Raw genomic sequence first — 26,213 nt, forward strand, 5'->3', positions numbered from 1 at the left:
GCACTCCTTAGGCCTGATTTTGCTTTTGGTAGAACTCAAACAAGCTTGAGAAATCTTTTTGCCCGTTGCCCTGACCGTTGTGAAAATTAAACAGGTTACGAGCCAAGCTGCCCATTGGCGTTGATGTTTGACAGGCAACCGCCGCTTCCATCGCAAGACCCAGATCTTTAGCCATTAACTGGCTCATAAAGCCGCCTTGATAACCATTGCTTGCAGGCGTATTTTCCATCACACCTGGACAAGGGTTATAAAGCTCTAGCGCCCAGTTACGCCCTGAACTTTGCAACATGATGTCGGAAAGCACTTTGGGATCGAGTCCGTTTTCCATCCCTAAATTGAGTGCTTCACAGGTGCCGCTCATCAAAATGCCCAACATCATGTTATTGCAGATCTTCGCCACCTGACCAGCTCCAGCATCGCCTGCATGGAAGATGTTTTTACCCATGTGGCTAAGCACCGCTTTGGCTTGAACAAAGTTCTCTTGTGAGCCGCCAACAATGAAAGTTAACGTACCTGCTGCTGCGCCCGCAACGCCACCAGATACTGGTGCATCAACAAAACTGATACCAAGTTGCGATGCTTTTTCGCCAACCAAACGAGCAGTCGCCGAATCGATGGTGGAAGAATCAATCAGTAAGGTACCTGATTCGACGCTATCTAAGATGCCATCTTGACCAAGATAAACGCTTTGAACGTGTTGGCTCGCTGGCAGCATAGTGACAACCACCTCCACACCTTGTACTGCCTGCTGAACGGAATCGGCACTTGAAGCGCCCAATGCGGTCAACTCCTCAACTGCGCTTGGGTTCAAATCAAATACTTCGACATTCAAGCCCGCTTTGAGTAGATTCTTAGCCATAGGCGCACCCATGTTACCAAGGCCAATAAATGCAATTTTGTCCATATCGTATTTCTTCCTTGTACTAAAGTGCCGCTATAGCTACCGACGATGCGGTCAGTGGGTATTCTGCTGAGTCAATTGGCGAGAAGAAGCGCTCCAAAACTTGTGGCGTTACGTCAGAAACCGTGCGATGTTGCCAAGTCGGTTGATTGGTTTTATCAATAATCAGCGCACGAACCCCTTCTCTAAAATCACCTTCTAAGCCACAACGTAGTGTTAGGTTAAATTCCATATCAAAACACGCTTTCAAAGAGAGGTTTTGATACTGCGTTAACTGCTGATAAGTGATACTGAGCGACAACGGACTGCCATAGTTCAGTGCTTTTTGCGCATTGACGAACCACTTGCTATCAACGTTAGCACGGCTGATTGCATCAACAATTGACGCTAAGTCACCCGAACATAACTGCTCAATCAATTCCGCATAGGGCATCAACATCCCTTCGGTTGGCTCGTCCACGTGTACCGAACGCAGCGTAGTGGCGATTTTTTCGTTGATGTTCGCTTCACCTTTCCAACTTACCGATGCAAGCAGATCCAGCAGCACTTGCTTGTTTTCTGGCTGTGCAATCCATTGGCTTAACCCCAACGCTTTCATATCTGTTGCGTTAATTTGGCAAGCTGTCAAACTCAGGAAAAGTGCCAAATGTTTTGGCAACTGGTTTAGGAAGTACGTCGCGCCTACATCTGGGTAAAGGCCAATTTTAATCTCTGGCATTGCAAAGCGTGTGGTGGTTTCTGCTACGCGATGGCTGGCACCCATAAACAGGCCAACTCCCCCGCCCATCAAATAACCATGTCCCCACGCGATGATCGGTTTTGGATAAGTATGAATAAGATGATCACAGCGATATTCGAGGTCAAAGAAGGTTTCCATCGCTGAAAACGCAGAATCAAAATCTTGCTCTTTGTTTTCAAGTGCACGATAGATCGCTTGAATATCTCCGCCAGCACAAAACGCTTTTTCACCTTGAGCATGCAAGAATACCGCGACGACGCTGTCGTCCGTTTGCCATTCACTAAGCTGTTTGTACAACTTCTCAATCATCACGTAACTCAACGCGTTGAGAGCAGCTGGATTATCAAGCTCTAGCACACCAATAATAGAGCCATCAGCGCACTTAAGTTTTGAAACATTTACTGTACCTGTCATTTGGCCTCCGCTAGCTGTTTGTCCATTGTGGCTTGCGCTTTTGCAAGAACGCATTCACACCCTCAGTCTGATCGTGTGTATTGAACAGCTGTAAAAACAGTTCACGCTCTAAAACCAATCCAGCTGCGTGAGTTTGGCTGCGTCGACCTTGAATGAGCGTTTTGCACGCAGAAATGGATTTCGGTGATTGGCCCGCAACACGCTGCGCTAGTTCCATAGCCGCTTCGAGTGCTTGACCTTTCGCCACCACCTCTTCGACTAAACCAATTTTTTCCGCTCGCTCGGCCGTCACTCGTTCGCCACATAGAATCATACGCTTCGCCCAGCCTTCACCTACCAACGCGGTCAGGTTTTGTGTCCCACCCGCACACGGCAACAAACCTACCGATGCTTCAGGAAGTGCCATTTGTACTTGTTCTTCTGCGATACGAATGTCACACGCCATCGCCACTTCCAGACCGCCGCCCATCGCATAGCCATTAATCGCTGCGATAGAAACCCCATCGAATGCAGAAAGCGCTTCAAACGCTTCACCAAATGCGAACGCCATGTCTGCTGCTTGTGATTTATCACCCGATGCAAAGTTATTAAGATCTGCTCCAGCAGAGAAGAACTTCTCGCCTTCGCCTGTTAAAACCAACGCATAAATAGAGCGATCATTGCTAAGTTCAATCGCCAACTCTTTTAGCTGATTCAAAGACTCAAGTGTCCAAGTGTTCGCTGGCGGATTACTAATCGTGAGCTTGGCAATATGCGCTTCGCGCTCTAATTTCATTTGTGCCGTCATAATCTTTCAGTCCTTTTTAATTTCTTTAGGTAAGGCTGTGTCTCGCTGACTAAAGCAGCTCAACGCCTTCCGTTAGTAATCGTCTTGCGACGATCAGACGCATGATTTCGTTGGTACCTTCAAGAATTTGGTGAACACGAACGTCTCGGAAATGGCGCTCGACTGGATATTCTTTTATGTAGCCATAGCCACCGTGAATTTGCAGCGCCTGATCGCAGACTTTAAAGCCCACATCAGTAGCAAAGCGTTTTGCCATGGCACAGTACGCACTTTTTTCTGCGTGCTGGGCATCGAGTTTAGCGGCAGCGAGTCGCACCATTTGACGCGCAGCGACCAGCTCAGTCGCCATATCAGCAAGCTTGAACTGCAACGCTTGAAATTGCGCCAGTGAACGGCCGAACTGTTTGCGTTCGGTCATGTATTGTTTGGCTTCGTTCAGAGCTTGTTGCGCAGTACCGACGGAACAAGTGGCGATATTGATTCGGCCGCCATCCAGACCAAGCATGGCGAACTTAAAGCCTTCTCCCTCTTCACCCAACAGATAGTCAGCCGGAATACGAACATTTTCGAAGGTAATCATGCGAGTTGGCTGGCAGTTCCAACCCATTTTGGCTTCTTTTTTACCGTAGCTAATGCCTTCGCAATCAGCAGGAACAACGAATGCAGAAACGCCACTCGCTCCTTCACCACAGGAACGCGCCATCACGACTAATACATCTGTATCACCGGCACCCGAGATAAACACTTTTGCGCCATTGAGAACAAACTCATCGCCATCACGCACTGCGCTAGTCGTTAGAGAAGCGGCGTCAGAGCCGGCATTAGGTTCGGTTAAACAGTAGGAAGCGAGCTTTTCACCCGAAATTAGATCCGCGCTAAATTGCTGCGCCACTTCGGCTTTGGCAAAGCTAGTTATCATCCACGTCGCCATGTTGTGAATGGTCATAAACGCAGTAGTCGCGGTACAACCCATAGCCAACTGCTCGAAAATGATCGCCGCATCCAAACGAGATAAACCCAAGCCACCATGCTCTGGCGGCGTATAGATGCTCAGAAAACCAAGTTCACCTGCTTGACGCAGTACATCTTTAGGGAAATGATGGTTTTCATCCCACTCGGCCGCATGAGGCGCTAACATTTGGTCTGCAAACTGCTTTGCTACTTCGGCAAACGCGAGTTGATCTTCGTTTAATTCAAAATCCATCTTGAAGTCCTAAGGTCTAATTCGTTGCATTTGTATCCGAGCCAAGCCCACTTAAACGGTGGCGCTTGGCTAGAGGTGTCGCTAATCCAGTAATTAGCTAAGTTGAATGGTCATGTTTGGACCGCTTGGAATGTCATCTTCAAACCAACGCGCGGTGACAGTTTTCGTCTCGGTGTAGAAGCGAACCGCTTGTTTACCGTAGGCATGCAGGTCGCCGTAGAAGCTGCCTTTCCACCCAGTAAATGAGAAAAATGGCAATGGCACTGGAATCGGCACGTTGATGCCTACGTTACCTACTTCGATATTGTGTTGATACTTTCTCGCGGCAGCGCCGTTCGCCGTGAAAATAGACGTACCATTACCAAAGCGGTTTGCATTGATCAGTTCAATCGCTTCATCTAGGTCATCCACTTCCATAGTTAACAGCACAGGCCCGAAAATTTCTTCCTGATAAATCGACATGTCTGTGGTCACGTTGGTAAATAGTGTTGGCCCCACCCAGTTACCGTTCGGAAAGCCAGGCACTTGGCAGTCTGTCCCGTCCAGAACACAATTCGCGCCTGACGCTTTGCCTTCATTAATCAGATTCACCACTCGCTGCTTCGCTTGAGGGCTAATCAGCGGACCATAACCGGCGGTTTCATCATCCCACGCGCCAGGCTGAACCTGAGCTAACGCCTCTTTAAGCTCTGGAATCCATTCTTTGGTTTCGCCGACAAATACGGCAACCGAAATCGCCATACAGCGTTGGCCTGCAGCACCAACTGACGCGCCAACTAAGTTATTGATGACTTGCTGTTTGTTTGCATCCGGCATGATGACCATGTGGTTCTTAGCACCTGCAAATGACTGCACGCGTTTCAGGTTGTCTGTACCTGTTTTGTAGATGTACTCACCAACGGGCACAGAGCCAACAAAAGAGATCGCACGAACGACTGGATCAGTCAGAATGCGGTCGACTTGCTCTTTGGTCCCGTGAACAACTTGCAGTACGCCTTTTGGTGCGCCAGCTTGTTCAAACAGCTCCGCCAGTTTCATTGCCGTTAGTGGCACTTGCTCTGACGGCTTCAAAATAAAGGTGTTGCCACAAGCGATCGCCATCGGGAACATCCACAATGGGATCATCGCAGGAAAGTTAAACGGTGTGATGCCAGCACAAACGCCGAGCGGTTGAATGTAAGAGTAACCATCAATATTGGTCGCGACGTTCTCAACCGTTTCGCCCATCATTGAGCTACAAATGTTTGCAGCTTGCTCTACCACTTCAATTCCGCGCCAAATGTCACCCTTTGCATCCGCGAGGGTTTTGCCTGTCTCACTTGAAAGCAGTATCGCCAACTCATCGTGTTGCTCTTTTAGCAGATGTTGGTAACGCAACATCAATCTAGCACGCTCCGGCGCTGCAACTTCTTTCCAGCGTTTGAACGTTTCTGTTGCGCTGGCAATCGCCGCATTCATTTCCGATTCCGTGGCACAAGGTACTTGTGCAATCACTTCGTTGGTTGCCGGGTTGGTTACATCTAGCCATTGTTTTGAATCGGAGATGGCAAATTCACCACCGATATACTGCTTTACTTGTTCTGTCATGATGACATCCTTGTATTTTTCAGCTTGTTACTGACTACTGTTATGTAAGTGAAACTTTGTTGAGAGTGATTTAGCAGATTTCAATCGCGATAGCGGTAGCTTCGCCGCCGCCAATACAAAGCGATGCAACGCCACGCTTACCACCAGTTTGTTTTAGCGCATGAATCAAAGTGACAAGGATTCGATTGCCACTTGCGCCTATTGGATGCCCCAGCGCACAAGCCCCTCCGCGAGGGTTCACTTTGCTCTCGTCCAGTTCGAGAGCTTTCACCGCGTATTGAGTCACGACAGCAAAAGCTTCATTGATTTCCCAAAGGTCCACGTCTGATTTGTCCCAGCCCGTTTTTTCCAGCAGCGATTCAATCGCGAAGACTGGTGCGATGGTGAACTCATCAGGCTGTCTTGCATGCGTGCTGTACGCGACAATTTTGGCTAGAGGCTGAAGGTTTTCCTGACGACCAAACTCACTATCGACTAAGATCATTGCCGACGCACCATCCGAAATGGAACTAGAGTTTGCTGCGGTTACGCCGCCATCTTTGGCAAACGCAGGGCGTAAGGTAGGAATTTTAGTGACGTCGAGTTTGCTCGGTTGCTCATCATCTACAACCAAGGTTTCGCCGCGTCGACTTTTTACGTTAACAGGCACGATCTCTTCTTTGAACAAACCTTGTTCGATTGCTTGCTGCGCACGAGTCAACGACTGTTGCGCCCAGGCATCCATACTTTCACGGCTGAACTGATACTTTTGCGCCGTCTGTTCTGCAAAGACACCCATCAGCTCGCCTTGGTAGGCATCCTGCAACCCGTCATAAAACATGTGATCAAGCACTTGCTCGTGACCTAAACGGAAACCATCACGCGCTTTCTTTAATAGATAAGGAGAAGACGACATGTTTTCCATGCCACCAGCGATGACAGCATGCGCATTACCAGATTGAATAAGGTCATATGCCAGCATCACGGTTTTCATACCCGATCCACAAACTTTGTTCAGTGTCGTACAACCAATCGATTGTGGCATTTCAGCTTTAAGGCTTGCTTGTCTTGCAGGCGCTTGCCCCACACCGGCGGGTAAAACGCACCCCATCAACACTTCGTCTATTTTGTGCACATCGAGTTGGCTTTCGGCTAGCGCCCCTTGAATGGCTTTCGCACCGAGTTCCGTGACATCTGTTGAAGCTAATGCACCTTGAAAAGAGCCGATAGGCGTTCGCTTAGCGGCAACAATCCATGTTTCATTTTTCATTCCATTAACCTTTTGTTGACGTTTACGTCATAACTATACTAACATTTACGTTAACGTCAAGTTTGAGGTTATTGTTTGTTCGAGTGATTCTTTGATTTCGAGTAAATGCGAGTGATATCAAGGCTCAAGAGTGGATGTTGTTTGTTTACTTTAACGTTAACGAATTGTATATTCATGTAAATGTTATACGAAAGTCGTAAGGTTAAGGAATGAACACATTTAAGATCAGCGAGCTCGCGAAAGAGTTCGACATTACTACTCGAAGCATTCGCTTCTACGAAGATTTAGGTCTCCTAACTCCAGAACGTAAAGGCAACACTCGAATCTACAATGGTCGTGATCGAATTCGACTAAAACTGATTTTGCGAGGTAAGCGATTGGGCTTTTCTCTTGCAGATATCAAAGAGTTATTTGAACTCTACGATACCGATCAAAGTACTGAGCAGTTGAACTATATGATTCGGTTGATCGAAGAGAAGAAGGCAGCATTGCAACAGCAAGCAAACGACATTCAAGCGGTAATGATGGAGTTAAATGCTGCGCAGTTGCGATGCCAAAACACACTGAGATCCATGAAAGGCGAAAAAGTCACCTAACACCTCAACTCTGGGATGTAGGTGACGTAAAGGCAAGGACACGCAATGAAATCTACCTACTCTTCCCTGAACTTTGTTTATGACGAAAATACCGATTTGCTTCGCGAGCAAATCAATAGTTTTGCTGCAAGAGAAATTGCGCCGCTAGCGCAATCTATCGACCAAACTAACGACTTTCCAAACCATCTTTGGTCCAAATTAGGTGACATGGGTCTTTTAGGTGTGACCACCAGCGAAGAGTTTGGTGGTGCAGGCATGGGCTATCTCGCCCACGTTATCGCTATGGAAGAAATCAGCCGAGCATCCGCTTCGGTTGCGTTAAGTTACGGCGCTCACTCCAACCTTTGCGTCAACCAAATCCACCGTAACGGCACACAAGCGCAAAAAGAGAAATACCTACCTAAGCTCATCTCCGGTGAACATATCGGCGCCCTTGCTATGAGTGAACCCGGCGCCGGCTCTGATGTGGTCTCTATGCAGCTTAAAGCCGAACGTAAAGGCGATATTTTCCTATTAAATGGCAACAAAATGTGGATCACCAACGGCCCTGATGCACACACCTATGTTGTCTACGCAAAAACCGACCCAAGCCAGCACTCCAAAGGCATCACGGCATTTATTGTGGAACGCGGATTCCCTGGATTTACTCAAGCACAAAAACTCGACAAGTTGGGTATGCGCGGCTCGAATACGTGTGAGCTGGTCTTCCAAAACTGCGAAGTCCCTGCGGAAAATATTCTCGGCGAAGAAAACCAAGGCGTGAAAGTATTGATGAGCGGCCTCGACTACGAACGTGTGGTGCTTGCAGGCGGCCCACTTGGCATCATGCAGGCGTGTATGGATATCGTTGTGCCTTACATTCACGACCGTAAACAGTTCGGTAAATCCATCGGTGAATTCCAGCTAGTTCAAGCAAAAATTGCGGATATGTACACACAAATGAATGCCGCTAAAGCGTATGTTTACGCCGTCGCTGCCGCTTGTGATCGGGGTGAAACCACCCGTAAAGATTCTGCTGGCGCGATCCTCTACAGCGCAGAGCTGGCAACCAAGATGGCACTGGATGCGATTCAACTACTTGGCGGTAACGGCTACATCAACGAGTTTGATACGGGCCGTTTGTTGCGAGATGCCAAGCTGTATGAAATCGGTGCGGGCACTTCAGAAATTCGCCGCATGCTTATTGGTCGCGAATTGTTTAACGAAAGCGCTTAATAGTCATACCTAGGCGTTCTAACTCGAAACAACTTCCTTATTCAATCTAAATCTTATTCAACCTAAATAAAGACGGGTAGTGACACCCGTCTACCGAATGGAGATCGGCTATTTATGGCTTGTTTGACGACCAATATTAATACCCATTCCGAGCAGTATCAGGAAAACTACCGCTCTATGGCGTCACTTGTAGATCAACTTTATACCGTGACTGCCCAAATAGAAGATGGTGGTGGTGAGAAAGCCCGCGAGCATCAGCAGAAGAAAGGCAAACTTCCGGTACGTGAGCGCATTCTTGCCCTCCTCGATCCCGGTTCATCCTTCTTAGAAATTGGCCAGTTCGCGGGTTGGGATGTGTATCCAGATTACGTTCCATGCGCGGGCGTAGTAGCGGGTGTTGGCGTAATTGACGGCACCGAGTGCATGATCGTCGCCAATGACGTGACGGTAAAAGGCGGCAGTTACTACCCACTTACGGTGAAAAAACACTTACGCGCACAAGAAATTGCAAAAAAATGCCAACTGCCGTGTGTTTACTTAGTCGATTCTGGCGGCGCTAACCTACCCCGCCAAGATGAGGTCTTCCCAGACAAAGACCACTTCGGTCGTATTTTCTATAACCAAGCCCGAATGTCAGCCAAGGGTATCCCGCAAATCGCTGTGGTCATGGGGCTATGTACCGCTGGCGGCGCTTATGTTCCTGCGATGTGTGATGTTTCCATCATAGTCAAAGAACAAGGTACGATTTTCTTGGCAGGTCCACCTCTTGTAAAAGCAGCGACAGGTGAAGAAGTCAGCGCGGAAGATCTTGGTGGCGCAGACGTTCACTGTCGTACCTCTGGTGTGGCGGACTATTACGCAGAAAATGATCACCACGCGTTAGAGTTGGCAAGACAAGCGGTTTCACAAATCAACCACTTGAAACCCGTTCAACTCAAGCAAAAAGCACCTCAGGAACCACGTTTTCCTGCCCAAGAGCTGTACGGCATCGTCGGAACCGATCTTAAAAAGCCGTTTGATGTTAAAGAGGTCATTGCCCGAATTGTTGATGATTCCCAGTTCGATGAATTTAAAGCCTTGTTCGGCGAAACCTTGGTCTGTGGCTTTGCCCATATTCACGGTATGCCGATTGGCATTGTCGCTAACAACGGCATTCTATTTTCGGAATCAGCACAAAAAGGCGCGCATTTTATTGAGCTGTGCGCACAACGCAAAATTCCTCTGCTCTTCTTGCAGAACATCACGGGCTTTATGGTCGGTCAGAAGTACGAAGCCGAAGGCATCGCCAAACATGGTGCGAAAATGGTAACTGCTGTTGCGTGTGCAGACGTGCCGAAGTTTACCGTGGTTATTGGTGGATCGTATGGCGCAGGAAACTACGGCATGTGTGGCCGCGCTTATGATCCAACCATGATGTGGATGTGGCCAAACGCGCGCATCTCCGTCATGGGTGGAGAGCAAGCGGCTGGCGTGATGGCGCAAGTGACCCGCGATATCAAAACTCGCAAAGGTGAAAGCTGGAGCGCGGAGGAAGAAGAAGCGTTCAAACGTCCAATTGCGGAGCAATATCAGACTCAAAGTCACGCTTATTACGCCAGTGCTCGTTTGTGGGACGACGGCATTATTGACCCTGCGAAAACCCGTGATGTTGTCGGCATTGCTCTGTCTGCTGCGCTTAATGCGCCAATACCAGACAGCAAATTTGGCATCTTCCGTATGTAGCCGGATGCAAGGCAAACCTTAACTCCTCGCGAATACCGATGTTTATACAAGTAACGGTTAGCGAGCATTGGAATAGAGACTGAAATGTCAGACAAAGGAAGTCACATGACCGGACTACTGCTTGAAAAAGACAGCAATGGCGTTGCTTGGTTGAGCCTCAATCGACCAGAGAAACACAACGCGTTTAATGATGAATTAATTGCTTCACTTATCGAAACCTTGGAAAAACTTGAGAGAGACGACTCTCTACGTGCATTGGTACTAACGGCGCAAGGGAAACACTTTTCTGCGGGTGCGGATCTTGGCTGGATGCAGTCAATGGCCACCAAAACCGAGAGTGAAAACCTGCAAGATGCACAGCAACTAGCAAAACTTTTGCATACGCTGGATACCTTTAGCAAACCGACTATTGCTATGGTGCATGGCGCTGCATTTGGCGGCGCACTTGGGCTTATCTGCTGCTGCGATATCGCTATTGGTACACCTGAAAGCCGCTTCTGTTTGAGTGAAGTGAAGCTCGGTTTGTTACCCGCCACCATCGGACCTTACGTAATCCGAGCGATTGGACAACGACAAAGCCGACGCTACTTTTTAACCGCGGAACTGATTGATGCCGAAACCGCGCTATCGATGAGTATTCTTCATCAGATAGACGCTCAACCACGTGAAGCCGTCAATCGCACCATTGATCACCTGCTCAACAACGGTCCACAAGCCATGCAGGCTGCAAAAGCACTTTGTTTACGCTGTGATAACCAACCTATCGATCATTCATTAATTGAATACACCAGCCAAGCTATTGCAACCGCTCGCGTGTCCAGTGAAGGACAAGAAGGACTAGCTGCATTTTTTGAAAAGCGCGCCGCCAATTGGAGGAATCATGTTTAAAAGAATACTGATCGCAAACCGCGGTGAAATTGCCTGCCGAATCATTAAAACCGCAAAAAGCATGGCTATCGAGACGGTAGCCGTCTATTCCGAAGCGGATCGCAGCAGCTTACATGTTAAACAAGCGGATTTCGCTGAATTCATTGGCCCCGCTCCTGCGAGTGAATCGTATCTCGATATCGATGCGATTATCGGCGCTGCGAAAAAATGGCAAGCCGATGCTATCCACCCTGGGTATGGTTTTCTTTCCGAGAACCCGAAACTAGCCAAAGCGTGCAGCGAAAATGGCATCGCCTTTATTGGCCCTTCCACCAGCGCAATTGAAGCAATGGGTTCGAAGTCGCAAGCCAAAGCCATCATGTCTGAGGCGAACGTGCCCTTGGTTCCCGGCTATCACGGCACAGACAACAGCGTAGAGCACTTATTAGCGGAAGCTGAAAAAATCGGTTACCCAGTGATGCTTAAAGCAACACAAGGTGGCGGCGGCAAAGGCATGCGAGTGGTCAACAGCGCAGCCGAAATGCCGCTGGCTATCGACGGAGCGCAGCGTGAAGCACTTTCAAGCTTTGGCGATAAGCAGCTTCTAATCGAAAAATGCATATTGCAGCCTCGCCACGTGGAAGTTCAGGTATTCGCTGACCAGCGTGGCAACTGTGTCTATCTTTCTGATCGCGATTGTTCCATTCAGCGTCGTCACCAAAAAGTAGTCGAAGAAGCACCAGCTCCCGGTCTTAGTGATGAACTGCGTAAACAAATGGGTGAAGCTGCGGTTCAGGCCGCTCAAGCGATCGACTATGTTGGCGCTGGCACGGTGGAGTTCTTACTCGATAGCCGAGGTCAATTCTACTTCATGGAGATGAATACCCGTCTGCAAGTTGAACACCCTGTCACTGAATTGATCACCGGCGTTGATTTGGTGGAGTGGCAATTCAAAGTCGCAGCTGGCGAGCATTTACCTATTTCGCAATCGGAAATCACCCACAACGGTCATTCAATTGAGCTGCGAATTTACGCAGAAGATACAGACAATGACTTTATGCCGTCGACTGGCCGCATTGATTACTTAAAAGAACCCGTATCAGACAGTAGTGTGCGCCTAGCGTGCGTACGCGTTGATAGTGGTGTTACCCAAGGCGATAGCATCAGCGAATATTACGATCCAATGATCAGCAAACTGATCGTCTGGGGGCAAACTCGTGATATCGCTCTAAAGCAGATTAAGCAGGCGTTAACTCAATATCACGTACGTGGCGTAACGACAAACATTGGTTATCTGCACAGTATTATTTCGCAGCCAGCCTTTGCCGAGATTGAGCTCGATACAGGTTTCCTCGTCACACATCAACAAGGCATAAATGAGCAGCAAGACGTGTCGGATTCAATCTGGCTTACGTTGGCGGCGGTTGCTCGTTGGAATGATCTCATTTCAAAATCAGACAGCTCAACGTTACCCGCGCCAACCAAACGAGGTTTTAGACTGTCAGTTGACAACGTTTACCGATTTAACTTCACGGATGCCAATGCCAACCATCAGGCACGTTTGCAACAATCATCGCAAGATACAGGATCTCACTTCACTGTCCGATGCGGCGAGGAGCTGCATCAGGTCATCCTGCTTGAAAGTGACAACCAGTTTATCGTCGATATTGATAATGTGCGTTACACCTTTAATGCACTTAGCGATGAACAACGGACAACACTATTTTATCTTGGTCAGCAACACACGTTTGCTCATCAACCTAACTTTGACTCTGCAAAAGATGTAGATGATGAACTAAGTCCAACCGCACCACTCAACGGCATAATTTCAGCAGTTATGGTGGCTAAAGGTGACGAAGTGGCGGCGGGCGATCCGCTTTTGGTACTCGAAGCAATGAAAATGGAATACACCATCACGGCTCCGGTAGCAGCAAAAGTCGACGAATTGTTTTATCAGCACGGGGACCAAGTACAGCACGGTTCCATCCTGCTGAATTTGGCTTTGATATCGGATAACGTCAGTGAAGATAAGGAGCGCGAATATGCTACCAGCGAAGGTTAATATCGTCGAAGTCGGCGCTCGTGATGGTCTGCAAAATGAAACGTCAGTGACGCTGGTTGATAAAATCCGTTTGATTAACCAACTAAGCAGCAGTGGCTTAAAGCATATTGAGGCGGGATCTTTCGTCTCTCCAAGGTGGGTGCCTCAAATGGCCGATTCCGATCAGGTGTTTGCTGGTATCTCAAAAAAGCCTGACGTGGTTTATAGCGCTCTCACACCAAATCTCGCAGGGTTAGAACGTGCGCTGGAAAGCGGTGTAAAGCGAATTGCGGTGTTTGGCTCCGCTTCAGAAACGTTCAGCCAGAAGAACATCAACTGCAGCATTACCGAAAGTCTCGCTCGATTTGAGCCCGTTATCGAGTTGGCGAACCAGCATAACATTCCTGTACGCGGGTACTTGTCTTGTACCATGGTGTGCCCATATGAGGGAGTAATCAAGCCAGAGCAAACTACCAAGGTCGCCAATACGTTGTTTGATATGGGATGTTATGAGATTTCGCTCGGTGATACTGTCGGTAAAGCAACGCCTAATCGCGTTATCGCCATGCTGGATTCGTTGTTAACGCTACTACCAAAAGACGCGCTCGCAGTACATTTTCATGACACTTATGGGCAAGCATTAGCCAATATCTATCAAGCCTTGTTAATGGGCATCAACACCATTGATAGCGCAGTAGCGGGGCTCGGCGGCTGCCCTTACGCGAAAGGAGCCAGTGGTAATGTTGCAACGGAAGATGTACTTTATCTGTGTGAGCAACTTGGGATTGAAACGGGCGTTGACCTTAGCGTCATCAATGAAGCGGGTTGGCAAATTTGCCGTGCGTTAGGAAAGTCTCCTGCTTCTAGGGTCGCATTAGCTCTGGGCGATCCGTATAGCTTGTAAATCATCAACAACCAATCAGGTAATGTATTTCAACGGGCATGCAGACGTACGTGCCCGTTTTTTGTTGTTACTCATAAAAACCTTAACGCTCAACGGTCTTCATCACATTAATTAGTGTCTGATTTCAGCTACAATTTAGTTTCAAACCGAACATATAAAACAGGATCAGGTAAATGCTCATAACATTTCGTTGTCGAAGCCACTCAAACGTCACAATGTTTGGTGATATTGCATTAGATATGCTCAAAATGATGGGTCACAGCGGCACGGTGCCGGGATCAATTTCCGCTCAAGATGTTCCTGACGCGCTATCAAGATTAACTTCTGCTCTATCTGCGAAAAATGCAGCTGAAGAAAACCTCCCTACTGATGTAGACGAAGAGGAAGAACAAGCAGAGCCCGCGGTAAGCCTAGGACGCAGAGCGTTTCCACTGATTGAGTTGCTAAAATCAGCAATCAAAGAAGAATGCGAAGTCATGTGGGACAACCAATAACGCCTTCAAACTGGTTTCTAGCGAGGTGAATCCGTGTTGTGACCGCCTCGCTATGGTTACTCGACACCAAGATAAGAACACCAATACCGCTTATCGCCCTATCCGTTTCTCTCCCTAGACAACTTAATTTGCCCATCAATGTGCACATCTCGTTGTGGAAACGCGATTTCAATGCCGTGCTTTTCGAAAGCTTCGTAGATTTCAAAACGCATGGCACTTGCGACCGAGCGAATACCGCCCTCAACCGTTGAGTTAATCCAAAAATAAGATTCGAAGATCAAAGCATTGTCACCAAAGTCTTGAAAAAACACATCTGGCGCTGGCGAACTCAGAACTTGCGCTTGCTGCGAAGTCACTTCCGCCATTAAGGCAGCAACCTGTTTGACATCGCTCCCATACGCGACGCCGACGACGACCGAGCCACGAACTAATCTGTCGCATAACGTCCAGTTGATCACCACGTTCTCAATCAACTGACTGTTGGGTATGAGCATATGAACACCATCGGTTCGTCTGATTCTCGTTGAACGTGTATTTATTTGCTCGACAGTGCCTTTGGCGCCCTCAACCTCTAAAAAGTCCCCAATTCGGATTGGCTTTTCACCAATCAAAATCCAGCCACTTATGAAGTTGTTAATGATGTTTTGCGCACCAAAACCGAAGCCGATAGCGATGGCACCAGACAGAAAGGCGAACGCGGTGATTGGCACATTGATCATCGAAAGTGTGGTCATAAAAATAATGGCGAGAGCGATGACAAATAATATCCGTTTAACCAAATGAATCACGTTTGGGTCTTTCCCCGATGAAGACATTCTTGACGTAACGGTTTTGATCAAAATTTTGGATAACCATAAAGCGACAATGACCCATGTCGGCACCATCAATATCGCCCACAACGTGATAGGTTGTTCGTTAAAGGTAAACAGTGTTGTTTCTAAAAATGAAATGACCCGTTCGAACATAAAGTGCTCACTCTTGATTCATCGTTGCCAGCAAGCCAGAGCGCATAAGTCTTATATTTTTAGCCCAATCGATAGCGCAAGCGGCTCAATTAAGTTCTTCTTATTAACTATATAGTAATCTACGTAAAACGCTTCGAGTGGTTTCCCACTTTGGCTTCAACCGATTAAGCCATTTAGGGAGTACGTCTTTGTGAACTAAACGAGCCAATCAACCAACTTGAGACGCAAGGAAAATCAGTGATAACTTTCTGATTTTTAAGCATCAAATTTTCACTTCGAATCACTCTCACTTATTATGCACCTTATTGCAAATAACATTGATGGAATGATTGTCATGTCAGAACTGACTCGGATGCGCTCTGGAGAAACCTATAATTGTCTGGATGAAGAACTAAAGCTAATGCGCGCCAAAACCGCGCAGCTTGTCTTCCAATTTAACCACGAGCCAAACCCAGATATACGTAGACAACTATTGGCAGAAATGGGCGTCCAATTAGAAAACAGCGCCTGTATAGAGCCACCGCTTCAACTTACCTACGGTTGTCACCTGTCCATCGGAGAAAACACCTACATCAACTGGGATGCCATTATTCTGGACAATGGGCAGGTTGAGGTTGGCGCGAACGTCATGATTGGGCCTAGAGTGCAAATTTACACAGCCGCTCATTCACTCGATACACAAAGACGCTTATCCGGAGACGAGATCGCCAAACCGGTAAAAATCGGCAATAACGTTTGGATTGGTGGGGGCGCTATCATACTGCCAGGCGTGACCATTGGCGATCAGGCCGTCGTTGGCGCTGGCTCTGTCGTAACCAAAGACGTTGCGCCGGGCGATCGAGTCGTTGGAAATCCGGCGCGCTCCATTAAACCCAAAAACTGAAGAAAGTGGCTATTTCGCCAAATGATCGCGAATAATATTGGCAAGCAGATTGAGAGCATGAACGTATTTGTCATTGAGCTCAAAAGAAGCGTTAAGACGAATACAGTGATCGTATTGTTCTGTCAGGCTGAACATCTTTCCCGGTGCGATGCTGATATTACCTTTTAGTGCTTCTCGATATATCGGCAAGGCATCAATATGCTTAGGAAGCTCTAGCCAAATAAAGTACCCGCCGCTTTGGCTTAACACGTTGACTGCTTCAGGTAACAGCTCACTAAGCAGATCCGTCATCTTACTTTTACGTTCAAACAGCTTTTTCCGTAACTGCTTCAAATGCGATTCATAATTGCGGCTTGTTAAATAGTGCACCAATGTCATTTGCACTGGTGCACTCGTCGCTAATGTACTCATTAACTGTAACTTTTGTACCTCTAGCGCCCGCTTTCCTGCCGCAACCCAACCAATACGTAGCCCTGCGATTAATGATTTTGAAAACGAGGAGCACAACATGGTATTGCCCGTGTCATCAAACATTCTTAGTGGGTAAACCGAGTCATTCTCGGCATGCAGTTCGCTGTACACATCATCTTCAATTACTGGCACGTTATATCGCTGTGTCAGTTCAATCAGCTTTTGTTTTTTCTCGTTGGAGAGCGTAAAACCCAGAGGATTCTGGAAGTTCGACATAAGCCAGCACGCTTTCACATCATGCGTTTGCAGCGCTCGCTCCAATGAGTCTAGGTCAATGCCCGTGACTGGGTCTGTTCTTACTGAGAGCGCTTTCAAACCTAACCGCTCTAAGGATTGCAAAGCGCCATAGAATGCAGGCGACTCCACAACCACCCAATCTCCCGGTCTTGTACAAGCTTGCAAACTGAGCGTTAACGCCTCCAGCGCGCCTGCCGTAATGACAATTTCATCGGGTGAAATTTCAATGCCTTTCGCAGCATAACGCTTCGCGATGATGGTGCGTAATTGTTCGTTTCCCGGCGGTAAGTTATCAAAGGTGGTGGAAATCGGCATATTGCGAGCGGCTGCGCTCATCGCCCGATTCACGTGATATCTTGGGTACAAACTTGGGTCTGGATAGGCAAAGCCAAAATTGATCATGGATGGATTTTTACTCGCCTGCAGAACATCAAAGATAAACTCATTGATGTCTACCTGCTCTGTCCACGAAACCGCGGCTGGCGCTTGGGGTTCATTTGAACTCTTAATATTGGGCGCGACTCGATAACCAGAGCGCGGCTGTGACGTCACCCAGCCTTGAGATTCCAGAATTTGATACGCGTGCAACACCGTCATCAAGCTCAAACCCGAGTGTTCAGATTGGCGACGCAGCGAAGGCAGCTTGTCACCCGGATGCCATATCCCCGATTTTATCTGCCTTTTAAGCTGTTCCACTAACTCTTGATACTTCGCCAAACGCAAATCCCCTTCCATAAAGCCGAATTCAAAATAATAACACTTCAATATTTAATCTGTTATAGGTTTATAGTCACTGTCTGTACCTACTTCCCTCATTCCGCTCCTTTTAAAATAGCTCTCTCATAAAACTTAAAAGATCAAAGGAAGTTTAATGTTTGGCCTCGACGCATTTATGCTTGCACGGATACAGTTCGCCTTTACGGTATCCTTTCATATTATTTTCCCCGCTATCACCATAGGTTTGGCCACCTATCTCGCCGTGCTGGAAGGCTTATGGCTAAAAACACGTAATCCCGATTACCAAAAGCTCTATCACTTCTGGTCGAAAATTTTTGCGGTTAACTTTGGAATGGGTGTTGTATCTGGTCTTGTCATAGCCTATCAATTCGGCACCAACTGGAGTGGTTTCTCCGACTTCGCTGGTTCTATCACAGGCCCATTACTGACTTATGAAGTGTTAACGGCTTTCTTTCTCGAAGCCGGATTTCTTGGCGTAATGCTGTTTGGGTGGCGTCGCGTCGGCGAAAAGCTGCACTTTTTTGCAACCTCGATGGTGGCGTTAGGAACGATCATTTCGACGTTCTGGATTCTCGCCTCCAACAGTTGGATGCAAACGCCACAAGGCTATGAAATTGTCGACGGACGTGTGGTGCCAACCGACTGGTTTGCTATCGTTTTCAATCCTTCATTTCCTTATCGTTTGGCGCACATGAGCGTCGCGGCTTTCGTCAGTTCGGCACTCTTTGTAGGCGCGTCAGCCGCTTGGCATTTATTGAGAGGCAATCAATCGACTGCGGTAAAAACCATGTTTTCGATGTCGCTCGGGATCTTAGTGTTCCTTGCGCCACTCCAAGCCGTGATTGGCGATGTGCACGGGCTAAACACTCTGGAACACCAGCCCGCCAAAATCGCTGCCATCGAAGGACATTGGGATAACAGTGATGGCAAACCAACCCCATTGATATTGTTCGGCATGCCAAACATGGAACAAGAACGCACAGACTATGCCTTAGAAATTCCTGTTCTAGGAAGTTTGATCCTACGCCACAGTTTAACTGAGCCAATCCCGGCGCTGAAAGACTTCCCGAAAGAGGAACGACCGAACTCACCTATCGTCTTTTGGTCATTTCGAATCATGGTCGGGCTAGGACTTCTGATGATTTTACAGAGCTTCTACAGCATATGGTTACGAAAAAAGAACACGCTTTATACCTCGCGTTGGTTCCTCAAGTTTTCATTGTTTATGGGGCCATCTGGTCTTATCGCAATACTCGCTGGCTGGTTTACGACAGAGGTTGGTCGGCAACCTTGGGTCGTTTATGGCGTACAAAAAACGCGTGATGCGGTTTCTGCACACGGAGACCTACAAATGAGCATCAGCCTGCTGTGTTTCCTTGTTGTATACAGCTTGGTATTTGGTTTTGGTTATTACTACATGATCCACCAAATCAAGAAAGGCCCCGATGCAATCGAGCACGATGAGCACGACATGACGACCGTTTCAGGCCGCATCTAGAATTTGTCACAAAGTTAAGGTAGAGAATATGCATTTTGATTTATCCGTGATTTGGTTCGCGATCATCGTTTTTGCCACTTTGATGTACATCATCATGGACGGCTTCGATTTGGGTATTGGAATACTGATGCCCTTCATCAAGGATGAAAAACAAAAAGACGTCATGGTCAACAGTGTCGCGCCAGTTTGGGACGGCAACGAAACTTGGATTGTGCTTGGAGGCGCATCTCTATTTGGCGCTTTTCCGATGGCTTACGCGGTAATTATTGAAGCGCTAACCATCCCTTTAACGTTGATGTTGATTGCTTTGATCTTTCGTGGCGTAGCATTTGAGTTTCGCTTTAAAGCATTGGAAAATCACTTAAAGTTCTGGGATCGCTCTTTTATGGTCGGCTCGATTTTAACCACGTTTTTCCAAGGCATCGTTGTTGGCGCGGTAATTCAAGGCTTTGCGGTGGAAAACCGCGTCTTCGTAGGTAGTCAACTCGACTGGCTCAGCCCTTTTCCCATCTTTTGTGGTTTGGGTTTAGTCGCAACGTACGCGCTGCTTGGTAGCACATGGCTCATCATGAAGACGGAAGGTGAACTGCAAAACACGATGTACCGCTTCACTAACAAAACACTACTGGCGATGATCTCCGCATTAATCATTGTGAGCGCTTGGACTCCACTTGCTTACCCTGCCATTGCGGAAAGATGGTTTTCTCTGCCTAATTTGTTCTACTTACTGCCCGTACCTGTCATTACTGGGCTGGTATGTTTGAAGATTGCCGACTCCGTTAAAAAGCGTAAAGAGCGCAGCCCTTTCGTGATGGCGTTAGTGATCGTGATTCTCGGGTTCGCTGGGCTTGGCATCAGTATCTGGCCAAATATCATTCCTCCTAGAATATCAATATGGGAAGCAGCCGCTCCTGCAAGCAGTCAGCGCTTTATGCTCGTTGGAGCAGTGATCATCATCCCGATCATTCTGGCTTACACCTTTTGGAGTTACTACGTCTTCTCCGGAAAAGTAAAAGAAGGCGAAGCGTACCATTAACGAGTTGATAAGGAGTGAGTATGAAAATCAAAAATTGGTGCCGCCAATGGGCTTGGATGATTGGAATATGGGTCGTTAGCGTCGCTGCATTAGGGTTAGTGTCTATGTTATTTCGCGTCATGATGACCGCTGCAGGGTTAAAATCTTAGCTCGGCACTTTTAAGTCAATAAAAAATGGATGCCTCTAGATCTTGTGTAAGAGCTAGAGGCGTTTAAAGTTAAGTGCGACTTTTTACGTGTGCATACAATACGATAGTAGATTCTGAACCACGAGCCACTTCAAAATAACCACCAGCACGAGATAGCTGACGAGCCGTCAATTTTTGTTTGCCCAGCCTTTCAAACCAATAAGGCGCTAATGAGCACTGAGCCGAACCTGTGGCAAGATCTTCTGAAATACCGATTTTAGGTGCAAAGTAACGCAGCACATAGCCACTATCAGAACTTTGAGCCGTCACGATGACAGCATGAAACTCATCAATTTTAATCAGCTCATCAAAGTTAGGTTGATAGCGAACAACATCATCTTCTGATTCAAGAACAACAACCAAATCACGCGTTGTAAAAGCATCTACGGGGCGATTGGAAAAGCCTAAAATATCCAAGGGGATGGCATGAGGCTTGGCTTGCCAACTTGGCATCACGATCCTGTACATTCCATCCAGTTCAGTAACGGTAATATGGCCATACTGGCTTTTTAGAATGACCTCATTCTGATGATAGTTGGAAATGATTGCAGCGCCTGCGCCCAAACTTCCGTGTCCACATAGGTTGATCTCTCCTTCTAGGCTAAACCAGCGAATGTGGTAGTCACTGCCAGACTGAACCACAAATGATGTGACAGGTTGAGCGACCTGATGAGTGATTTGAAGTAATTCAGAATCACTCAGCCAGTGATTTAGTTCGACAACGCCACATGGATTACCTTGAGCTAACTCATCACAAAATACATCAAATATTTGCGCTTTAATCATCCATCATCCTTGCGGTTTAACCATGCATTAAATCAAGGTCCTCGTCATTATCATCTCGATAAAAACGAGAGTTCAGCTATCAAGTCAACTTGATGTAGGTAATATATACGACAACAGAGTCGCAATCTTCAGTAAGTTTTGTTCGTTGGGTACAATCGACAGGTTATATGACAAAGCTTTAAGCCTCAACATGACCGATGTTCGTGGCTACTTTTAACGCTTGTTTATTGAGATTAGATGCCTCCCAAGCAACAACAACACGACTAGTGAGAGGGATATCCTCAATCTCGGCGACTGTCGCGGAATCATCGAGATGTTCAGCCAGTGAGCGCGGAACGAGAGCAATACCTAACCCAGCCTGCGCCATGGCAATCGTCGTACGAAGTTGCGGTGCTGCGAACTGTGGTTCGAGCCTTACTCCTGCGTCGGCAAAAAGTGTACTCATGCCATCAAACAGTGCGGGTCCAGTCTCTCGTGGAAACAGTAAAATTTTATGGCCTCTCAACTGTTTCATCTGGATACAGGGATATTTTGCCAGTTCGTGCCCCGCCGGAATCACCGCGACAAACGGGTCGTTAAACAACACCTTGTGCTCAAAAGGCTCACTGGCGTAACAGGGTAGCCGCATGATTGCGAGATCAAGTTGTTTGCTTTTTAACTGAGTGGCAAGCTCTGGCATTGATAGTTCCGCCGTCTGTAAATGAACCCCATTCTCTTGAATACGCCCAATCCTCTCCAATACCTTAATGCAGGTTGATGTTGACGTCGCGAACCCAATTTTAACCTGCGTATTTTCACCACGAGCAATCTGACGAGCTTTTGCTTTAGCGCGTTCCACATCAGCAAGAATATTTACCGCATCCGTATAAAAGACTTGCCCTGCATGGGTCAGTTCTACTCCTCTAGACAAGCGCTTAAATAAGTCCACGCCAAGCTCGTGCTCTAGCTTTTTGATTTGTTGACTCAAAGGAGGTTGCGCAATCCCTAACTGTTCAGCTGCTCGGGTAAAGTGACGAGTCTCGGCGACCGCGACAAAATACTTCAGGTAGCGAAATTCCATATATTTTCCATATCAAAATAAATCTTTTTTATATTGGATTTAGCACCGTGTAGAAGTCAATCTAAATATACTCTTCATTGCATAACTGGTCTTACTCATGCGTGGATTTTATAACCCTCTATGTGCTTGTTCGCTTGAAGTAGCGAAAGAATTTTCTGAATACCATCACGTTACCGGAGATGGTGAGATTTATCAGACTTCGTTAATGAGTGCTTTGATCGCTGGTGTTTACGAAGGCTCAACAACCATAGAAGAACTGCTGAAACATGGGGATTTTGGTTTAGGTACGTTCAATGAATTGGATGGTGAGTTGATTGCGTTTGATAAGGAAGTTTTTCAACTCAAGTCGGATGGCTCCGCAAACCCGGCAGACCTGGCGCAAAAAACGCCCTTTGCTGTCATGACTTTTTTTAAGCCTGATATCGAGCTGCCACTGACATCGCGCATGTCACGTCATGAAGTCCATAGCCTCATAGACGACCTGGTTCCAAGCGATAACCTATTTTGCGCAGTGCGCATTGATGGCGTTTTCGATTCAGTTCGTACTCGCACCGTACCTAAACAAACACGCCCTTATCGGCCAATGCTTGAAGTGGTCAAAGAACAACCAACGTTCCGCTTCACACATAAGCAAGGAGTGGTCGCCGGCTTTCGCAGTCCTAAATATACGACTGGCATCAATGTGCCCGGCTATCACGAACACTTTATTACCGATGACCGCCAAGGAGGTGGTCATATTCAGGATTACAGCATTTCGTCAGGGTTCCTCCAGATTGGCAAAGTCTCGCGGCTAGTGATTGATACCCCGGTATCGACAGACTTTCTCAGCGCCAATTTGGCTCCGGAAGATATAAATACCGCCATAGAAAAGGCGGAAAAGTAACAAAGTCAGGCAAATAATAAGGACAACAAATGCAATCCAAACCTTCAAATAAAAATGGAGCTCAGTTGATCGCTCAACAGCTAGAGTCTCTCGGCATTAAGTACATATTCGGTATTCCCGGTGCAAAAATCGATCGATTGTTCGATGCGATTGAAGACACTAACATCCAAATGATTCCTGTACGTCACGAGGCTAACGGCGCATTTATGGCGGGCGTTATGGGAAGACTAACCGGCAAAGCAGGCGTCACCATGGTTACGTCAGGCCCTGGCTGTGGAAATCTAGTTACGGGGGTTGCAACAGCAAACTCCGAAGGCGATCCGCTGATTGCTATCGGTGGTGCGGTGAAACGAACTGACCAGCAAAAACAAACACACCAGAGCATGGATACCGTCAGTATTTTTCGCTCTATTACTAAGTTCAGTGCTGAAGTGCAGCATGTGGACGCCGCAAGCGAGATCATGGCGAACGCATTTCGTATCGCAGAGTCAGGTCGTCCTGGGGCTTGCTTTTTGAGTCTCCCCCAAGATGTTTTATCCGAGCAAACCCAAACGGACATTATTGTCCCCTCGCCTTACACACAGCCTGGTTGCGCTGACATCGCAGCAATCGAAGATGCGGTCAGTCGAATCAGTAAAGCAAAGCGCTGTGTGGTTTTACTTGGCCTTCACGCGAGCCGCAGTCAAAACGCTGCTGCTATCGCCCGATTTCTTCAAAATACGCAGCTACCCGTTGTCGGCACTTACCAGGCCGCCGGCACGGTAGATATCAATTACTATCATCACTTTGCTGGGCGTGTCGGTTTATTTAACAACCAACCCGGCGATGTTTTACTGCGTGATGCCGATTTAATTCTCACCATCGGCTTTAGCCCAATAGAGTATGACCCTGAGCTTTGGAACAGCCACCGCAACCCAGTGATTCACCTCGATATTGAACCGGCAGAATACCAACTTAATTATCAACCTTGTGTTGAAATCGTCGGAAACATTGCGCAGTCATTAGACAAGATGGGCAGCTATATCTCTGAATATGCTCGCCTTTCCCCAACGGCACTTTCAGTACTGGAAGAGGTAGCACTGCAACGGCAAGTGATCAAGACCTATCCCAATGTCTATCACAAGCAAGGGTTTCATCCACTGGCGCTAATTAAAGCCATGCAATCTATCATCACACCAGATACCACGCTATGCCTTGATATGGGGAGCTTCCACATCTGGATCGCTCGTTACTTAAGCTGTTTTCGAGCTCGCCAAATGCTGGTGTCTAACGGCCAACAAACGATGGGCGTTGCACTGCCATGGGCCATTGGTGCCAGCCTACTAAAACCTGGTAGCAAAGTGGTATCGATATCAGGAGACGGCGGTTTTATGCAATCGAGCATGGAGTTAGAAACCGCGGTTAGACTGAACTGCAATATCGTCCATATTGTGTGGGTTGATAACGCCTACAACATGGTAGAAATGCAAGAGATCAACAAATATCAGCGCTGCTCTGGTGTGAAATTTGGACCAATTGATTTCAAGGCGTACGCCGAATCATTTGGCGCGAAAGGCTTCGCAGTGACTAGTCAACACGAATTGCTACCGACATTGAATAAAGCCATGGACGTTGAAGGACCAGCAGTGGTGGCTATCCCAGTAGATTACAGCGACAACGACAAACTGATGTTGCCGCGCACCGAGAAAAATCAAGATCCCGTTTTTGTAAGTTTCGAAGGAGAAATCGCATGAGAGGATTAAAAAATAAAGTCGCACTCGTGACTGGCTCTGCCAATGGCATTGGTTTGGCCATCGCAAAACGTTTGTATGAAGAAGGCGCAAACGTCGCTCTTGCCGATTGGAATGAAGAGCAGTTGGCAAACGCCGTTGAGGGCTTTGATAAACAGCGTGTGTCTGCGCATTCCATTGATGTTTCTGATCCAGACAAAGTCGCAGCACTGATTTCTGATGTTGTTACCCGTTTCGGTAAACTGGATATTTTAGTAAACAATGCTGGCGTACATGTCCCTGGTACCGTGATTGAAGGTAGTGTGGAAGACTGGAAGAAGATCTCTGGTGTAAACATTGACGGCGTCGTTTATTGCGCGAAGTTTGCTTTGCCTGAACTCTTAAAAACGAAAGGTTGTATGGTAAATACCGCGTCCGTTTCCGGTTTGGGTGGTGACTGGGGTGCCGCATTCTATTGCGCGAGTAAAGGTGCAGTGGTGAACCTTACCCGAGCGATGGCATTGGACCATGGTGCGGATGGGGTAAGAATTAACGCCGTATGCCCAAGTTTAGTAAAAACCAACATGACAAACGGCTGGCCGCAGGACATCCGCGATAAATTCAATGAGCGCATTGCGCTTGGCCGAGCAGCCGAACCTGAAGAAATTGCGTCTGTCGTGACTTTCTTGGCAAGTGATGACGCATCTTTCATTAATGGCGTAAACCTACCTGTAGACGGCGGTGCCACCGCATCAGATGGTCAACCTAAAATAATGTAAGCATGAAATAGACAGATCAGTAAGAGACGTTCTACTACCTTTCGGATCGATGCTGATCTGTCGCTTTACGCTCTGAGCACATTACCCGTGCTAGCAATAAACTCAACCACTCGACCGCTATCAGAGATATCTCAACAAAATTGAACACTTAAAGCTGCAACGAGCAGTTAATGTTTCACACAAACCGACAAACTATGTGCGCACTCCATCAGGCATAGAGTGAAGACTTATGTATCAGCGATTCACAAAGAACCAGACAG

24 protein-coding genes are annotated in these 26,213 nt (G+C 47.4%); 14 read left to right on the top strand and 10 right to left on the bottom strand.

Features of this window, described 5'->3' with window-relative positions; all coding sequences use genetic code 11:
• Window positions 1–7: 7 nt before the first annotated feature.
• From mmsB to R7P64_RS07485, 6 genes are all read right to left on the bottom strand, one after another.
• The gene (mmsB, locus tag R7P64_RS07460; protein WP_318119081.1) at window positions 8–904 is read right to left on the bottom strand and encodes a 3-hydroxyisobutyrate dehydrogenase; all 897 of its coding nucleotides are present in this window, start codon (window positions 902–904) and stop codon (window positions 8–10) included.
• Between the two features lie 19 nt (window positions 905–923).
• Entirely contained in the window at window positions 924–2,054 is a 1,131-nt protein-coding gene (locus R7P64_RS07465; protein WP_213893478.1) for an enoyl-CoA hydratase/isomerase family protein, read from the bottom strand.
• Between the two features lie 10 nt (window positions 2,055–2,064).
• The gene (locus R7P64_RS07470) at window positions 2,065–2,841 is read right to left on the bottom strand and encodes an enoyl-CoA hydratase (RefSeq protein ID WP_318123331.1); all 777 of its coding nucleotides are present in this window, start codon (window positions 2,839–2,841) and stop codon (window positions 2,065–2,067) included.
• A gap of 49 nt (window positions 2,842–2,890) precedes the next feature.
• Window positions 2,891–4,045: an acyl-CoA dehydrogenase family protein gene (locus R7P64_RS07475; protein ID WP_017820335.1), complete on the bottom strand. Its 1,155-nt coding sequence runs from the start codon at window positions 4,043–4,045 to the stop codon at window positions 2,891–2,893.
• 93 nt (window positions 4,046–4,138) lie between these two features.
• Window positions 4,139–5,632 carry a CoA-acylating methylmalonate-semialdehyde dehydrogenase gene (locus R7P64_RS07480; RefSeq protein ID WP_005382664.1) on the bottom strand — a complete coding sequence of 498 codons (1,494 nt, stop codon included), beginning with the start codon at window positions 5,630–5,632 and terminating at the stop codon, window positions 4,139–4,141.
• Window positions 5,633–5,702: 70 nt separating this feature from the next.
• The gene (locus R7P64_RS07485; protein WP_025767891.1) at window positions 5,703–6,881 is read right to left on the bottom strand and encodes a thiolase family protein; all 1,179 of its coding nucleotides are present in this window, start codon (window positions 6,879–6,881) and stop codon (window positions 5,703–5,705) included.
• Window positions 6,882–7,090: 209 nt separating this feature from the next.
• Between R7P64_RS07485 and R7P64_RS07490 the strand changes: the two genes are divergently transcribed.
• From R7P64_RS07490 to R7P64_RS07520, 7 genes are all read left to right on the top strand, one after another.
• On the top strand, window positions 7,091–7,477 hold the full coding sequence (locus tag R7P64_RS07490) for a MerR family transcriptional regulator (RefSeq protein WP_005373242.1): 387 nt from the start codon (window positions 7,091–7,093) through the stop codon (window positions 7,475–7,477).
• 45 nt (window positions 7,478–7,522) lie between these two features.
• The gene (locus R7P64_RS07495; RefSeq protein WP_005373245.1) at window positions 7,523–8,692 is read left to right on the top strand and encodes an isovaleryl-CoA dehydrogenase; all 1,170 of its coding nucleotides are present in this window, start codon (window positions 7,523–7,525) and stop codon (window positions 8,690–8,692) included.
• Window positions 8,693–8,806: 114 nt separating this feature from the next.
• Window positions 8,807–10,414: a carboxyl transferase domain-containing protein gene (locus R7P64_RS07500; RefSeq protein ID WP_137282718.1), complete on the top strand. Its 1,608-nt coding sequence runs from the start codon at window positions 8,807–8,809 to the stop codon at window positions 10,412–10,414.
• Window positions 10,415–10,519: 105 nt separating this feature from the next.
• Entirely contained in the window at window positions 10,520–11,302 is a 783-nt protein-coding gene (locus tag R7P64_RS07505; protein ID WP_017633676.1) for an enoyl-CoA hydratase-related protein, read from the top strand.
• Entirely contained in the window at window positions 11,295–13,343 is a 2,049-nt protein-coding gene (locus R7P64_RS07510) for an acetyl/propionyl/methylcrotonyl-CoA carboxylase subunit alpha (RefSeq protein ID WP_213970362.1), read from the top strand. Before R7P64_RS07505 ends, R7P64_RS07510 begins: the two co-directional genes overlap by 8 nt.
• Entirely contained in the window at window positions 13,324–14,226 is a 903-nt protein-coding gene (locus tag R7P64_RS07515) for a hydroxymethylglutaryl-CoA lyase (RefSeq protein ID WP_042523574.1), read from the top strand. Before R7P64_RS07510 ends, R7P64_RS07515 begins: the two co-directional genes overlap by 20 nt.
• 173 nt (window positions 14,227–14,399) lie before the next feature.
• Window positions 14,400–14,720 (top strand): DUF1840 domain-containing protein, encoded by a 321-nt coding sequence (locus R7P64_RS07520; RefSeq protein ID WP_005373256.1) that lies wholly within the window; start codon window positions 14,400–14,402, stop codon window positions 14,718–14,720.
• Window positions 14,721–14,818: 98 nt separating this feature from the next.
• On the opposite strand, the gene R7P64_RS07525 is transcribed toward R7P64_RS07520, so the two are convergent.
• On the bottom strand, window positions 14,819–15,685 hold the full coding sequence (locus R7P64_RS07525) for a mechanosensitive ion channel family protein (RefSeq protein WP_005373258.1): 867 nt from the start codon (window positions 15,683–15,685) through the stop codon (window positions 14,819–14,821).
• 334 nt (window positions 15,686–16,019) lie between these two features.
• Here R7P64_RS07525 and R7P64_RS07530 point away from each other — a divergent pair, with 334 nt between their 5' ends.
• The gene (locus R7P64_RS07530) at window positions 16,020–16,568 is read left to right on the top strand and encodes a sugar O-acetyltransferase (protein ID WP_031780775.1); all 549 of its coding nucleotides are present in this window, start codon (window positions 16,020–16,022) and stop codon (window positions 16,566–16,568) included.
• A gap of 9 nt (window positions 16,569–16,577) precedes the next feature.
• Here R7P64_RS07530 and R7P64_RS07535 read toward each other — a convergent pair whose 3' ends face one another.
• The gene (locus R7P64_RS07535) at window positions 16,578–18,011 is read right to left on the bottom strand and encodes a PLP-dependent aminotransferase family protein (protein WP_005382689.1); all 1,434 of its coding nucleotides are present in this window, start codon (window positions 18,009–18,011) and stop codon (window positions 16,578–16,580) included.
• Between the two features lie 136 nt (window positions 18,012–18,147).
• Here R7P64_RS07535 and R7P64_RS07540 point away from each other — a divergent pair, with 136 nt between their 5' ends.
• The 3 genes from R7P64_RS07540 to R7P64_RS07550 are packed head-to-tail and all read left to right on the top strand — an operon-like array spanning window position 18,148 to window position 20,697.
• On the top strand, window positions 18,148–19,512 hold the full coding sequence (locus R7P64_RS07540) for a cytochrome ubiquinol oxidase subunit I (protein ID WP_318123333.1): 1,365 nt from the start codon (window positions 18,148–18,150) through the stop codon (window positions 19,510–19,512).
• Between the two features lie 28 nt (window positions 19,513–19,540).
• Entirely contained in the window at window positions 19,541–20,548 is a 1,008-nt protein-coding gene (cydB, locus tag R7P64_RS07545) for a cytochrome d ubiquinol oxidase subunit II (RefSeq protein ID WP_318123335.1), read from the top strand.
• A gap of 20 nt (window positions 20,549–20,568) precedes the next feature.
• Entirely contained in the window at window positions 20,569–20,697 is a 129-nt protein-coding gene (locus R7P64_RS07550; RefSeq protein WP_074190543.1) for a DUF2474 domain-containing protein, read from the top strand.
• A gap of 69 nt (window positions 20,698–20,766) precedes the next feature.
• Here R7P64_RS07550 and R7P64_RS07555 read toward each other — a convergent pair whose 3' ends face one another.
• Both R7P64_RS07555 and R7P64_RS07560 read right to left on the bottom strand, forming a co-directional pair.
• Window positions 20,767–21,522, bottom strand: a complete 756-nt coding sequence (locus R7P64_RS07555) for a PhzF family phenazine biosynthesis protein (RefSeq protein WP_222712091.1) — start codon at window positions 21,520–21,522, stop codon at window positions 20,767–20,769.
• Between the two features lie 178 nt (window positions 21,523–21,700).
• On the bottom strand, window positions 21,701–22,582 hold the full coding sequence (locus tag R7P64_RS07560; protein WP_213901161.1) for a LysR family transcriptional regulator: 882 nt from the start codon (window positions 22,580–22,582) through the stop codon (window positions 21,701–21,703).
• A 97-nt stretch (window positions 22,583–22,679) separates the two neighbouring features.
• Between R7P64_RS07560 and budA the strand changes: the two genes are divergently transcribed.
• Genes budA through R7P64_RS07575 form a run of 3 tightly spaced genes read left to right on the top strand, consistent with a single transcriptional unit; the run spans window position 22,680 to window position 25,953 of the window.
• Entirely contained in the window at window positions 22,680–23,465 is a 786-nt protein-coding gene (budA, locus tag R7P64_RS07565; RefSeq protein WP_137282721.1) for an acetolactate decarboxylase, read from the top strand.
• A gap of 29 nt (window positions 23,466–23,494) precedes the next feature.
• Window positions 23,495–25,198 carry an acetolactate synthase AlsS gene (gene alsS, locus R7P64_RS07570; RefSeq protein ID WP_053349211.1) on the top strand — a complete coding sequence of 568 codons (1,704 nt, stop codon included), beginning with the start codon at window positions 23,495–23,497 and terminating at the stop codon, window positions 25,196–25,198.
• Complete coding sequence (locus tag R7P64_RS07575) at window positions 25,195–25,953, top strand: SDR family oxidoreductase (protein ID WP_318119084.1); 759 nt, start codon at window positions 25,195–25,197, stop codon at window positions 25,951–25,953. The genes alsS and R7P64_RS07575 overlap by 4 nt, the downstream gene beginning before the upstream one ends.
• Window positions 25,954–26,213: the final 260 nt, after the last annotated feature.

Origin of the sequence: Vibrio sp. 2304, assembly GCF_033339475.1 — a bacterium.
GTDB classification, from domain to species: domain Bacteria; phylum Pseudomonadota; class Gammaproteobacteria; order Enterobacterales; family Vibrionaceae; genus Vibrio; species Vibrio alginolyticus.